Annotated in this window: 9 protein-coding genes; all 9 read right to left on the bottom strand. The window is 39.3% G+C overall.

What is annotated here, in order from left to right; translation table 11 throughout:
* Positions 1–66 precede the first annotated feature (66 nt).
* Entirely contained in the window at positions 67–2,361 is a 2,295-nt protein-coding gene (locus PHO70_07085; GenBank protein MDD5432728.1) for a vitamin B12-dependent ribonucleotide reductase, read from the bottom strand.
* 168 nt (positions 2,362–2,529) lie between these two features.
* Positions 2,530–3,552 carry a LacI family DNA-binding transcriptional regulator gene (locus PHO70_07080; GenBank protein ID MDD5432727.1) on the bottom strand — a complete coding sequence of 341 codons (1,023 nt, stop codon included), beginning with the start codon at positions 3,550–3,552 and terminating at the stop codon, positions 2,530–2,532.
* A gap of 24 nt (positions 3,553–3,576) precedes the next feature.
* Positions 3,577–4,737, bottom strand: coding sequence for a hypothetical protein (locus tag PHO70_07075; GenBank protein MDD5432726.1), 1,161 nt, complete (start codon positions 4,735–4,737; stop codon positions 3,577–3,579).
* A 42-nt stretch (positions 4,738–4,779) separates the two neighbouring features.
* Entirely contained in the window at positions 4,780–6,015 is a 1,236-nt protein-coding gene (locus PHO70_07070) for an ROK family protein (protein MDD5432725.1), read from the bottom strand.
* Positions 6,016–6,160: 145 nt separating this feature from the next.
* The gene (locus PHO70_07065; GenBank protein MDD5432724.1) at positions 6,161–7,789 is read right to left on the bottom strand and encodes a tetratricopeptide repeat protein; all 1,629 of its coding nucleotides are present in this window, start codon (positions 7,787–7,789) and stop codon (positions 6,161–6,163) included.
* On the bottom strand, positions 7,786–9,108 hold the full coding sequence (locus PHO70_07060) for a hypothetical protein (protein ID MDD5432723.1): 1,323 nt from the start codon (positions 9,106–9,108) through the stop codon (positions 7,786–7,788). The genes PHO70_07065 and PHO70_07060 overlap by 4 nt, the downstream gene beginning before the upstream one ends.
* Positions 9,089–10,258, bottom strand: coding sequence for a hypothetical protein (locus PHO70_07055; protein MDD5432722.1), 1,170 nt, complete (start codon positions 10,256–10,258; stop codon positions 9,089–9,091). Before PHO70_07055 ends, PHO70_07060 begins: the two co-directional genes overlap by 20 nt.
* A 92-nt stretch (positions 10,259–10,350) precedes the next feature.
* A complete protein-coding gene (locus PHO70_07050; GenBank protein ID MDD5432721.1) occupies positions 10,351–12,696 on the bottom strand; it encodes a glycoside hydrolase family 2 TIM barrel-domain containing protein in 2,346 nt (781 codons plus the stop codon).
* A 1-nt stretch (position 12,697) separates the two neighbouring features.
* The coding region (locus PHO70_07045; GenBank protein ID MDD5432720.1) for an MFS transporter at positions 12,698–13,318 on the bottom strand (621 nt) is incomplete at its 5' end.

Below are 13,318 nucleotides of genomic sequence, written 5' to 3'. Positions count from 1 at the left end.
AAGTAAACGGGGCCAGATTTAATTTACGTTAAAATCTGACCCCGAATCTCGAATCTAAAATTCAATTTAGCACTTAGAGAAGCCGCAGGCATGGCATTTGACACAGCCTTCTTCATGACGAAGCGCGCCCCCGCAATCAGGGCAAACACCTACTATCTCTGCATTATCAACAAAATCAGATAAGGCGTTCTCATCATCACTAGAATGCTTCATTGCCAATTCCGCTACTTCTAAATTAGCTTTAACAGTTTGATTATTTACCAGCCTTCTTTCAATAACCCGGGCAATTGCGTCGGCACAAGAAAATATCCGCTGTCCCTTCTCCCATGAAGGGCTGGGGCATCTAATATTACGCAGCTGCTCAATAATAGACTTAACTTCCACTCCTGCGCGAAAAGCCAAAGAAACAAGCCTGCCAACTGCCTCTAACTGCGATCCGGCACAGCCACCGGCTTTTCCCATCTGGGTAAATAATTCAAATGGTTTGCCCTCTTCATCAACGTTTATTGTTACATAAAGATTCCCGCATCCGGTTGCAACCTTAGTAGTTGTCCCGATAATTACCTCGGGACGAGGCCGGGGAGCAATCTCTTTCTTTGACTCTGCAGCTACTGCTTTTTCTTTTGATTCAACCGGTTTACCGACATTTAAAACCTGCTCTTCACGGCTGCCATCGCGGTAAATAGTAATCCCTTTGCAATCCAAATCATACGCTAATAAATACGCCTTCCTGACATCTTCAATGCTCGCATCATGCGGAAAATTTATGGTTTTTGATGTCGCGTTATGGACATATTTCTGAAAGGCAGCCTGCATACGCACGTGCCATTCAGGAGAAATATCATGTGACGTAACAAATACCTTACGCACGTCTTCGGGAATTTCTTTAATATTCTGGATAGAGGCATTTTCCGCAATCTTTTCCATGAGTTGGCGGCTATAGAAATTTCTTTCCTTCGCTACTTCTTCAAACAATGGCTCAACCTCTACCAACTTATCATTATCCATTACGTTGCGATAATAGGAAATGGCAAAGAGCGGCTCAATACCTGAAGAGCAAGGGCCTGCGATTATGCTGATTGTCCCCGTCGGAGCGATAGTCGTAAGAGTGGCGTTTCGCATCCTTGTTGAACCATCTTTTTTATCATAGATGCTTCCCTTAAAAGCAGGGAAAACTCCTTTTTCCTTCCCGAGCTCTAAAGATTTTTTGTTCGCTTCATTTAAGATAAATGACATTACTTTTTCGGCAAGGCTAACTGCTTCTTCGCTATTGTAAGGAATCTTTAGGCGGATTAAAAGGCTTGCCCAACCCATAACTCCTAAGCCGACTTTTCTGGTTAATTTTGTTGCTTTCTCAATCTGCTCAAGGGGAAACCTGTTCACATCAATAAGATTATCCAGAAAGTGAACTGCCAAACGGGTGACATTTCTTAAGTTATCCCAGTCAATCTCAAGCTTTCCGTTCGTTAACTTACACATCTGATCAAGATTAATTGATCCTAAGTCGCAGCTCTCATAAGGAAGAAGCGGCTGCTCCCCGCAAGGGTTGGTACTTTCAATCTTGCCTAAGTTCGGCGTTGGATTATACTCATTAACCCTATCAATAAATATAATTCCCGGCTCTCCATTCTTATAAGCTTGTTTTACAATTAAATTAAAAACTTCTTTTGTATTAAGACGTACCACGGGTTTCTTGGTATGTGGGTCAATAACATCATAGTCTTCGCCGTTTTTTAATTTCTTCATAAATTCATCGGTCATCGCGACGGAGATGTTAAAGTTTGTAATATGCTTGTTATTTTCTTTGCAGGTGATAAACTCCATAATATCAGGATGGTCAACTCTTAATATCCCCATATTTGCGCCTCTGCGCGTTCCGCCCTGCTTTACCGCTTCGGTTGCTGCGTCATAAACGCGCATAAAAGAAATCGGCCCTGAAGCTATTCCCCCGGTAGTTTTTACAACCGCGTTCTTTGGGCGTAACCTTGAGAAAGAAAAACCAGTGCCGCCCCCGGATTTATGGATGAGGCTTGTTACTTTAAGAGTTTCAAAAATGGATTCCATTGAATCATCAATAGGAAGAGTAAAGCATGCGGAAAGTTGCCCCAAATCTTTTCCCGCATTCATCAGGCAGGGAGAATTTGGAAGGAATTCCAAATTGCTCATAATCTTGTAAAAGGCGCTTGTTAAATCATTAATTTCTTTATCGCTCTTGCCATATTGTTTATCGGCTAAGGCGATTGCGCCTGCGACTCTCTGGAATAATTCTTCCGGAGTCTCTACTACTTTTCCCTGTTCATCTTTCTTAAGGTATCTTCTCTCCAAAACCTTCAAAGCATTCTCTGACAGTTTAGGCGCCATTTTTTCCTCGCAAGATAAAAAGGTTTAAAATATTGTATGCAAAAAAGTATATCATCATCTAATTTCCTTGTCAACAAAAAATACAATATATTGTGTTATTTGGTTTAAAGGCATACTACTTATTGTGCTCCGACTAGAAAAGCGAAAGAACGAAAGAATTTGTTACTTTTATTTAAGCGGTTTGCAGGAATCTCTTATTACCAACTCTGTTGGCAGGGCTATTTTTTTGACCTGCGCGCCTTCACCTGCACTCATAAGGCGGTTTAATTCTTTGATGCTTTCTTCTGCCATCTTAATTAATGGCTGCCTGACAGTAGTTAAGGCAACCGGACCGTAAAGCCCGGAAGGATTATCATCAAAACCTACAATAGATAAGTCTTTAGGAATATCTTTGCCTAATTCTCTTGCTACAGCCATTACTTCCAAAGCCATAGAGTCTGACGCAACAAAAACCGCAGTAGGAGGATTGGGCATTTTTACTAATTGTTCCGCCGAAGCCCTTGCTTGCCCGCGCGAATAATCAGTTTTAAAAACATACTTCTCGTCTAAAGCAATATTATTTTTTTTTAAAGCTAATTTGTAACCTTCAAAACGAGAGAATGCTGCCTGCGTACTTAAATCACCGGTAATATGCGCAATTCTTTTGTGGCCCAAACTAATTAAATAATTTACCGCGTTCTCAGCCCCGCCGGTATTATCAATAGTAATACAACTGACATTTAAATCTTCAATATAATTATTAATCACAACACAAGGGATTCCAGCGCTAAGAGCGTCTTCCAATTGATGGCGATTGCCGATTATATCCGCAAAAACTATTCCTCCAACTCCCCGCAGATTTAAAACAGAACGGCTATCAGTTAAATGCAATAACAAATCAAGTTTCAAAGCCTCGCAAAGAGTACCGACTCCACGGATAAGCTCAAGGGCATAAAACGAATAGAATACTCCTTCGTAACGAGGGATGATTAAAGCAACAACGCTGCTTTTCCCTGTAGCAAGGCGCTGGGCAAAAACTGAAGGCTGGTATTTAAGTTGTTTTATTGCGCTTAAGACTTTTGAACGGTTTTTATCCTTAACAGACGCAGATTTATTAATTACGCGAGAGACTGTGGTGATTGATACGCCGCTAAGCTTAGCAACATCTTCAATAGAGATAGTCTTGGAAGGGCTTTTCTTGGTGCGAGTCATTTAAATAAATTTATGAATAAAAGATTACCTGATAGTATCGTCTTTTTTGATTGGCATGTCTTTTCTTTCTTTCTTGATATCGCATGCCGAAACACTCTTGCTCGTCTTTATTACCTCTATCGTGCCTATCCGCTCATCCTGCCTATAAACATAGAAGGTATCCCCTGCCCTTGCTCCAGCTTCTTCGCCCAAATCAACAACAACAAACTTATTATCTCTGTTAACTGCAAGTACTCTTCCGATTACGCTGGTATCCTGATGAGAGGAGCTTGATTTATCAGAATAAGGCCTGACAACAATCGGAGACAATTCCACATTCTCATCTTTATCAGCTGCTGGCTTAGGAGAAGAGGCGAGTTTATTATTACGGATAGCGTCAATTTCATCCTTAAGATCATTCACCTGAGAAAGCCTGTCAGTAAGCATTGTTTCCATCTCATTGAGCCTGCGCTCAATACCGGCTTTATCCTCTTGAAGCGTTTGAACCTTGCGCTCAAGAGTAATCTTACGGCTATTTAAACTCTTTAATTGCCTTGAGAGGATAGTATTCTCATTTCTTAAAGACTTAAATGTGGATTGAATCTGAATTTTATCATTTCTTTCTCTGACTAATTCCTGGCTGATGCTATCCATTATCTTCTGATTGTAATCCAATTGCCTGCTTAAGTCTTCTTTTTCCCGCTTTAATGTATTCAAATCCAAATCCATTGAGGTTTTTTCCCTCAACAATTGCTCATTATTAATCTGCATCGTTTTTAATTCATTACGTATATTGGATAACTGAAATTCCAAATCAGTTTTATTCTTTAAAATCCCTGCCCAATACGCATCCGAAGTAACAGGAATCTGCGAAACTTCCTGTATTTGTTGAGCCTGGCGTTCTTTTAATTTCAGCATAAGCTCGTCTTTTGCTTTAGCTAACATCTCCAGCTGTTTTTCTAATTCCTGCCTGTCTTCAAGAGCTTTGTTCAGGTCTCCCTTGATAGCAGTTGATTCATTTTCCGCCTTACGTAGTTTGTTTTCAAGCCCGGTTAGTTGTTCTTCTTTACTGGCAAGATTTTTCTCCAACTCATCTTTCTGCTGGATAATTTGCTGCTTTGAAGTTAAGGTTGAAACAAAAAGAAAAAGAAAAACTAAAGATAAACCGATAAGGCCAACAAGAATATATTTAATCTTTTGCTCCATGCTCTCCCCCCTTAAATGACGAGACTAACCTTCAAGACCCATTTACCATAATTGAGCAAAAACTTTTTGCATCACTAAACTTGATGCACCTAAAGCAACCGCATTTTCTCGCAGTTGAGAATACGCAATCTTCAAATTATCAGTTGCCTCTCTGAAAGCCCATTCCCTTACTGTCACATTAACCTTATTTAAAAAGACATCCCCTGCTTCTTCAAACCCTCCCCCGATAATGACAACCTGAGGATTAAGCAAATTTACTAAAGAAGCAACTTTAATCCCGAGCCTTTCTCCTGCATCTTCCAGCGCCGAAAGAGCCAATTCGTCTTTTGCCCGGGCAGCAATGAAAACACTTTTTAAGTCTACATTTTCAATCGTACTTGATGTAAGGTTGAAAAAAAGCTCTGCCTTTTGTTTATCGCTGGCTAGTTTTTCTTTTATATCGGAGACAATCCCTAAATCAACTTCCCAACGCTTAGCAAAACAAGGCTTTCCGGCCTTGCAATTAAAATAATCGTCGCGCTTATAATTATAAATAGATGTTTCTCCGGCATAACCCTGAGAACCACGATAGATCTTTCCATCAATCATAATCCCGCAGCCGACTCCTGAGAACATATAAATAATATTTTTTGCCCCATACTCTAAATCCATCCAATGCTCGCCAAAACAAGCTGCTGTGGCATCATTCTCAATTAAAACAGGCAGGTTAAATTCTTTCTCTAATAAGTCTCTTAGTGGAAGGTCAACAGAAGAATATGTGTAATAGTTATCCATCTTTTGCGGCCAATGGATAGAACCATTTTCTTTATTTATTAGACCGGCAATCCCGATTCCAATGCCTCTAATATTAGGAGTAAAATCCTTTGAGCGCCTTAAGATTTCACGGACAATCTGCAAGAGTGACTCGGAGACATCCCTGACGGAAGCTTTTGGGCGGGCGATTTGAGTCTTGGTGATAATGTTCCCTTTAAGATCAACCAAAAGGCCAACCATATTCATCAAATTCAAACCAACGCCAATCACAAACCCGGACTGCGGATTTAAATCTAATAAAAGCGGCCTTCTTCCACCTTCGGAAACATCAAATTCTTTTTCATAGACGAGATTACGCTTTATAAATTCATCAATATAATTTGAGATAGTAACAACATTTGTCCCTATCTGCTTTGAAATATCAGGCCGGCTGATGGGCCCGTGTTTTCTTAAAATCTCCAAAATATCAATATTACGCTTTTCTTTCTCGCTGAGTTCTTCTTTTTGAAAATCCAATGATTTCATTTTGCTTATTTCTTCCCTAATAATATATTAGAAAAACATGAAACTGCACTTAATAAAATGATTAATTATCATATTATTTATACTACTAAAAAAATTATAAGTCAAGTTATTTTAAGGAGTAATGGCGTGTGGAGTTTAAAGAGGATTAATAAATGTCTGCAAAATCAATATTGTAATCAATTACTCCCGAGGGGGATGTTTCAACCAAACAAACGACCTTAGTTCCTGCTCCGGGATAAGCAATATCCAATGAAGAGCTATTATTTGCCGGTTTCGCTCCAGCCAAATCTCCGGCCCATACATATTGTATCTCAACTTGCATACAACCACTTTCTGGTGTATAGGCTGCTGACTTTATACTTACGCTCTGGCCGGGCTTAGCCTCAGAAGGGCTAACCTTTAAGCCTAATCTCTTCATATCAAGCGCGGGATTATTTTTATTTAACGCGGCATCCAAGAAAACCTTTTGATTATTTTCCATGGGCTTTCCTTGTTCAATTTCAGATAATCTTTCTTTAGCCAAATTGACAGTTTCCGCAAAATCATCTCCTGCTTTCTCCAAAAGATTATTATAATATTCTTTCGCCTTGTCCAGATCTTCCCCCCACTGGCTTAAGAGGCCTAATTGATATAAACTTGAAATGGCCTGAGGGCTGACTTTTTCTTTTTTTGCTAAATTCTCAAAATACTCTTTGCTCTTTTCAATATCCTTTAGGACATAAGCATAAATTATCCCGACTTTAAAAGCAGCTTTGTCAAAATTAACATCATCTTTGAAACGATTTAAGAACTCAATATATACATTTTTTGCGCCTTCAAATTCTTTCGCTTTCTCTAAATTAAACGCCCTTAAGTACATTGTTTCCTGATTAAAGAAATTCTTTCCAAAGGCATCTTCTGCTTTTTTAAAAATGGATTCGGCATATATTGGGTCGTTATTTCCAGAATCTTTATAAGAAAATAGTTTCGCAAGCTCTAACAATGAATTCTTTAGCTGCGTTTTTGACATTGACTTTGTAATTCTCTCAACATAAGAATCATAAACAGCCTCTGACAGCTCTAAATTCCCTTCATTAAAGAAACCAAAAGCTATATCCTTAAGTTCTTTTTCTTTCACTTGAGAAGCAGAAATTTTCTCAACATAGATTTTATAGACTTGCCTTGATTTATTTTTTTCATCTGCAGCTAAAAGCTTATCAGCAACTTCTTTTAAAGTCTTCGTATCAGTAGTATCCTTTCCAAACTCTAAAACCGAATTCATTAAATCAGCCAGAGACTGTTCAACAAAAGCATCCTGCTGTTGGCGATGAAACTCCCAAAGGATAAGGCGGCTTAGAATATTTACTGAATTCTGAGGAGTAGTTGCATCAATGGCTTTCTGAGCATAATCAATAATATCTTTCCTATATTCTTCTACTTTAGAGAAATATTCATTCCAATCCTGCTTCTCTTCCAAAGCCACAATATGCTCAAAGCGGGAAAGTGCAATATAATAATTTGCGTAAGGGGCTATAGCGTCTTTCTTTGCAATCAGAGATTTTAAGAAATCTACAAATTCAGAATACTTGCCTTCCTTTATATATATATTCTTCAACTCCTCAAGTTTTGGGAAACAACTATCAATTTCTTTTGCGTCCATAATCTGCTTTGTTAATTCCACCACATTATTACTTACAGCTGTCTCCTCTGCAAAACAGGTATTGCTAAGAAAACAAAAAGTTAAAATTAAGACTACTTTACTAACCCGTGTTTTTAAAATTTGTTTTGTAATCATTTCTTTTTCGCCTTTTTAATATCTATATTTGGTTTTTTCCAGAATTCTCTAATCACATAATAAGCTTTTCTTGGGATTCTTTTGTTTAACCCGTTTTCCATTTCAGTAGACAATGCTACAATTCCAAACCATTCTTCATTCATATTCTTATTGCCTTCAGCTTTAATATCAAAATAATAATTCCCATTGTTCCAATTTGATTCGGTATCTTGAACCTTCCAACTATCAGAACTACTTTCATCATGCTTCCACCATTCATCTATCCACTCAAACATTGTTCCACCGATACAGTTCCCTTCCCCTTCTTTTTTATTGCTGTTTAAGTTTTCGTAAATCTGCCGCCATTGCGATTCAAGAAAAAAAGCCTGCATATTCTGGTCTTCCTTCTTTAAATAAGCATCGTAACAATCAGCGCCAAATTCAGCAAAAAAAACTGGCCGGTCAAACACCGATTTCAAAGACTTGAAAAGATTACCAAAAGTCCTCCCGCGGTAAATAATGCAACCTACGATATCTATGTCCGGACAGTATAGGTTTGCACTTTCAAGGCCGACTAATTCACCGTTGCCAATTGCAACAGGATGTTTTGTATCAATCTGATGGATCTCTTTTGCTATATCATTGACAAAAGAATAATAAATTTTTGCGCGTAATAAATTCTTTTTCTGAGGATCCGGCTCTTTATCTATATCCTCACTCGTCCACGGATTTACTCTGCCTAAACAAGAATAATTATTTTCATTTCCTAAGATCCACAAGAGGACTCCCGGCTCATCTTTCAGTTGGTTGACCATATCAACAGCTTCTCTTTTGACTTTATCCTGAAAGATTTTATCTGCATAAAAAGGGCAGGGGTATTGCCAAAAACCAAGCCAGCTGCCCATAATTGTCCTAATCCCATAAAGCTCATAAAAATCACGTATGACTGCTCTAACCTCTTCTATATTTTCATGCGACTGATAAAGACGAATTGTATTTATCCCCATTTCTTTCATTAGTTTTCCATCAGCTATCCATGGTTTATTTGGATCAGACCACCAATCATATTCATGATTTTGGCCAATGGGGATTGGATTATAACAAACTCCTTTAATAATATATGGTTTACCGCTTACGATTAATTCATACCGGCTGTTCTTGAATTTTTTTACATAGACAGAGGCCTTTTGTTTCGCAGCCATTGCAGGGAGAGGAAAAAGAAAAGACACAAGAAGACAAGACACAAGAGCACAAGTTTTAAGCTTGTGCCCTCGTGCCTTGTCAGACTTGCAACCTGAAACTTGCAAATTGAAACTTTTATTATTCGTATTTAATTTCATCAAGATAAAATACTGCACCCTCAGGATTTACATCAAGGTTGCTTGACCATGCAAAACCACCAATGATATAAGACATATCCTTACCTTTTAAATCAATGGTGTATTGTGTCCATTCTTTATTCAATATTACCGGCCCGATAGCAGCAGAATCAGAATCGGAATATTCTCCCATGATGCCGCCAATCTTGAACTCTTCAATCCTCTCTCCGCCTTTTTCGCCGCGTGCCCAAAAAGTAACCTTGGTGGCTTTTGAAAGGTCAAACCCGGCATCAACAGTCCCCCAATTGTTCGCTGGATTCTGCCAATAAACCCCAACCCAACGGGATCCTTGAGTAGCCTTGTTATTATAAACTACCTTTATACAGGTATCTCCCAAATATGGGTCTTCTTTTGACCGAGCATCTAACTTTACATCACTGTAATCACCCATATAACCAGACGCTATGAAATGATTCTTAGACGAAGATCCATCTAGATAAACATAGAATGGCACTTCTTCCTGCTTTTTGCTCTCTGGCTTCATTGATGCGTCAGCCTGATACTTTATGTCATCAATATAAAAAACAGCCCCATCTGGATTAAGGTCAGCGTTTGTAACCCAGCCGAAACCACCGCTAATATAGGAAAGGTCCTTACCTGCTAAATTAATTGTATATTCTTTCCAAGTATCAGTTAACTCAACCGGCCCCATCTCAATTGTTGAAGAATCTGGATACTGGCCTTTAACACCACCGATAACAAATTTCTGGATTAATTCGCCGCCTTTTGCACCCCTTGCCCAAAAAGTAATCTTGGTCATGCCGGTTAAATCAAACCCGCCTTTTTTAGAACCCCAGTTATTTGCCGGATTTTGCCAATAAACACCTGCCCAACCTTGTCCTTGTGCTTTTTTAGCAGAATAAGTAAATTCAAGGCAAGTTGTCCCGCCGTGGGGATTTGTTGTTGCTTGATCGTTCATTTTGATATCCCCCGTATCCCCCATCCAACCTGAAGGGATAAAGTGATTATCAGGAGACTTCTTGTCCGTGTAAACATTAAATACTTTTTCCTGCGTAGCCGCAGCCGGAGCTGCTGTTTCTTCTGCGATAGTCAGCCCTGTAAACGCGAAAACACAGATAGCAGCCATCACCATAGCAATTACTCGCTTCATCTTGATTCCTCCTTTTTCTATTTTAAAATTAACATTGAGTTGCCAATCTTTAAATTTGATTTTTTTAATTTGTGTTCCTCCTTTCTGTTTCGTTATCTCCATAATTTTTTATACATATAATAAGATTTCCTGAGTTGCCTTAAGAAAGGGCTAAATTTACCATCACCCTGGCCTGAAACACCAAGCCATTCCTCATGCATATATCCGTCGGGAAACGGCCCTTTCCACAAACCTTTCATATCATGCTGTGCCGGCTCATATCCCTTCCACCATTCATCCAGCCATTCAAAATGAACGCCGCCTATGGAATTGCCTACGCCTCTGTTAAATACCGCATTTCCTTCTATATCTTCCCAGCTATTCTGCAAATACTCTGCTTGTAATTCTTCTGCAACCTCTAAAGAAGAATCTTGGGCATACGCAGGACAGCCGTATTCAGTAATCAAAACTGGAATATCAGCTTCCTCTTTCACCTGTCTCCAGATAGAGCCAAATCCATATTCTCCTCTATAAGCATTCGTACCGAATATATCTACCTCAGGGGCATTCTTTGCAAATCTATCTAAGAAAAGAATGTCCCCGTTACCAATTGCAACAGGATGGTCAGGATCAATTGATTTTATCATAATGGCTGCTTCGTTAGCGAATTTAAAGAATGCTTCCGGCTCCTTATCTGCATTACAGGCATAGCCGTAAACATTCTCATTGCCTAAGAGCCAGAACAAAATATACGGTTCATCTTTAAATTCCTCTACCATTTCTTTGACTGACTCAAGCATTTTCTTTTTATGCTCTTCATTATTATAATCTGTCCCCGGATTCCATGAGGCGCCCGAACCAATAGCGTATTTGCCGAAGAAATCCCCCATGATAACCATAATCCCGTACTCTTCATAAAGCTCGCGCAATAATTCTTTATTAACCGCAAATGGCTGATGATAAAGCCTTATAGTATTAACACCCATATCCTTCATTAACTTAAAATCGCCAACTGCAGGCTCATTTTTATCCTGTATATTATTCCCATTTTTATCAACGAAGGAATCATATGGGCCATCAATCTTTCCGTTACAATTAAAATCATCCTCCATCCAATTAGTCTGTGTGCCATCATCTGGAGATTGCCCAACTTTAGTCGGGGTATAAGTTATTCCTTTAACCATGTAAGGCTTATCATTAACCAACAATTCCCAATCGCCAGTTTCATACTGCACAAGCCTCACCTTACCCTTACCACGGCGTTTCTTAATACTCAAAAAGTCTTTTGAAGGGCGAGGCTTTAGTTTTTCCAACGGGCTTATCTTAACGAACTTCCCCGGGTTTGTAACCACGATATCATTGGCGACATCCATATCGTAGCCGTTTATTATCCTTATATTAGCATCAATCAAACGATAACCGATACCGGGATTCTTGCGCAAAAGAAAGTCTATCTTTGCAATAGCAGCTTGCCCTATATACCAAGGAGTATGCCAATAAGTCCAGCCGTAAGTGCCCGGAAAATTTACCACTATTGCATAATAACATTTAATCGCTTCTTCAATTAACCCTGCCTTTTCCAAAACGAGCCCTGTATAAAAAAGTTTAACTCCCTGAGGCTCAGAAGCAGTAGCCCATTTTAAAAACGCTGCCTCTAAATCAGGAGACTGCAGAAAATCCCAATGGCTGCCTTCAAGCCGTTTTTCCTTCAAAGCTTTTTTATATTCCGGATCCCAGCGTATAGACGTCGTATTCGGGTAGATCCCTTCTCCGACAGCGCTACTCAAACCTTCCTGATCTTTAATCACATATTTATAATCTTTTGTGCCGACATTTTGGAACTCTCCGTATTTCTCATAATCAACAATCTCTTCTTTGCCTGAATCATACAAAATAACTTTTGTCGCAAGCTGGCTTACTTTAGGTTTTGGCAACTCCTGCGGCTTAACCTTTTCTCCTTCAAACTGCGCTAAGCTTTCTTTGGAAGTTTTTGCTACTATCCAAAACCAACCACGCTGATCCCAAGCCTGAGCATAAGGATATTTTCCGATAATCAATTTAAAAGTTTTAATAGCATCTTCATTCTTGCCTTGCTTGCGAAAAGACTCTGCCTGAATAAAATATGCGGTTGCCACATCATTTAACGGCCCAACAGCCTCAATATCTTTTCTGCCGCGGGGAAACTCTTTTAAACCGGCCTGCATTTTATCCGCTTCTGCCTTATAAAGATCAATGCACTCCTGTGTATATTTAAAGGTTGCCTCAATATCACCATTGCCATGCGCTTCCCAAGCTTTATTAATTAATTCTGTAGAAGAGGGCTTCTCTTGAGCAAATGCATAAGGCACAAGAGCACAAGAGCACAAGAGCACAAGTAAAAGCAAAAACAATTTTTTGTCTTTTCCTTGTGGCTTGTGACTTGAAACTTGTGACTTGAAACCTGAAACCTGCATCATCATCCTATTCCCTTCTATCGCCTTTACGCCTGTCTGCTTCTACCTGCTTCTCCTGGCTTCTTCTTTCCCCTCTTCGCCTCTCTACTTGCGCACGAATCTCATAAGCCCTGGATTCTGAAATATCAAAAGTCATAATAATAAAAATAGCAATTAAAGTAGTTACTATCGGGATACCAATATCGCAAAGCCGCATATACAACAAAGCCTTCGGAGTCTGATTTGCGGCTAATACTATATTAAAACCAGTCACATTAAGCAAGATTCCTGCAAGAACAGATGCACCTGCCTGCCCGAGCTTTTGTATCCACCAGTAAATACCGCTGAACATCCCTTCTCTACGAGTCCCGCAGTTCAACTCGTCTAAATCACATACATCAGCGACCATGGACGGAACCATGGTAAAGAGCGCCCCCAAATGGAATGCCAGAAATGGAACAGCAATCATCAGTAAATAGGGATGCTGAGGATTATATCCTACCCATTTTAAAGCGTAACCGACAATAGCAAGGCACATGGCAAGTAAAAATGTCTTGCGCTTTCCAAGCTTTGTGGAAATCCAAGTAGTTAAAGAAATTGCAATTAAAGTACAAACAGAGCTTGCCGTCCCAAACCAACCAAGTAATGT

The organism is Candidatus Omnitrophota bacterium, from assembly GCA_028715415.1.
Classification (GTDB): domain Bacteria; phylum Omnitrophota; class Gorgyraeia; order Gygaellales; family Profunditerraquicolaceae; genus JAQURX01.
The sequence above is the reverse complement of the archived record's forward strand: the minus strand, read 5'-3'. Positions and strand labels throughout refer to the sequence as shown.

Bases quoted from the DNA above. Each gene is read 5' to 3' on its own strand.
- PHO70_07085 (MDD5432728.1), bottom strand. From the start codon at position 2,361: ATGGCGCCTAAACTGTCAGAGAATGCTTTGAAGGTTTTGGAGAGAAGA.
- PHO70_07055 (MDD5432722.1), bottom strand. From the start codon at position 10,258: ATGAAGCGAGTAATTGCTATGGTGATGGCTGCTATCTGTGTTTTCGCG.
- PHO70_07065 (MDD5432724.1), bottom strand. From the start codon at position 7,789: ATGATTACAAAACAAATTTTAAAAACACGGGTTAGTAAAGTAGTCTTA.
- PHO70_07070 (MDD5432725.1), bottom strand. From the start codon at position 6,015: ATGAAATCATTGGATTTTCAAAAAGAAGAACTCAGCGAGAAAGAAAAG.
- PHO70_07060 (MDD5432723.1), bottom strand. From the start codon at position 9,108: ATGAAATTAAATACGAATAATAAAAGTTTCAATTTGCAAGTTTCAGGT.
- PHO70_07050 (MDD5432721.1), bottom strand. From the start codon at position 12,696: ATGATGATGCAGGTTTCAGGTTTCAAGTCACAAGTTTCAAGTCACAAG.
- PHO70_07075 (MDD5432726.1), bottom strand. From the start codon at position 4,737: ATGGAGCAAAAGATTAAATATATTCTTGTTGGCCTTATCGGTTTATCT.
- PHO70_07080 (MDD5432727.1), bottom strand. From the start codon at position 3,552: ATGACTCGCACCAAGAAAAGCCCTTCCAAGACTATCTCTATTGAAGAT.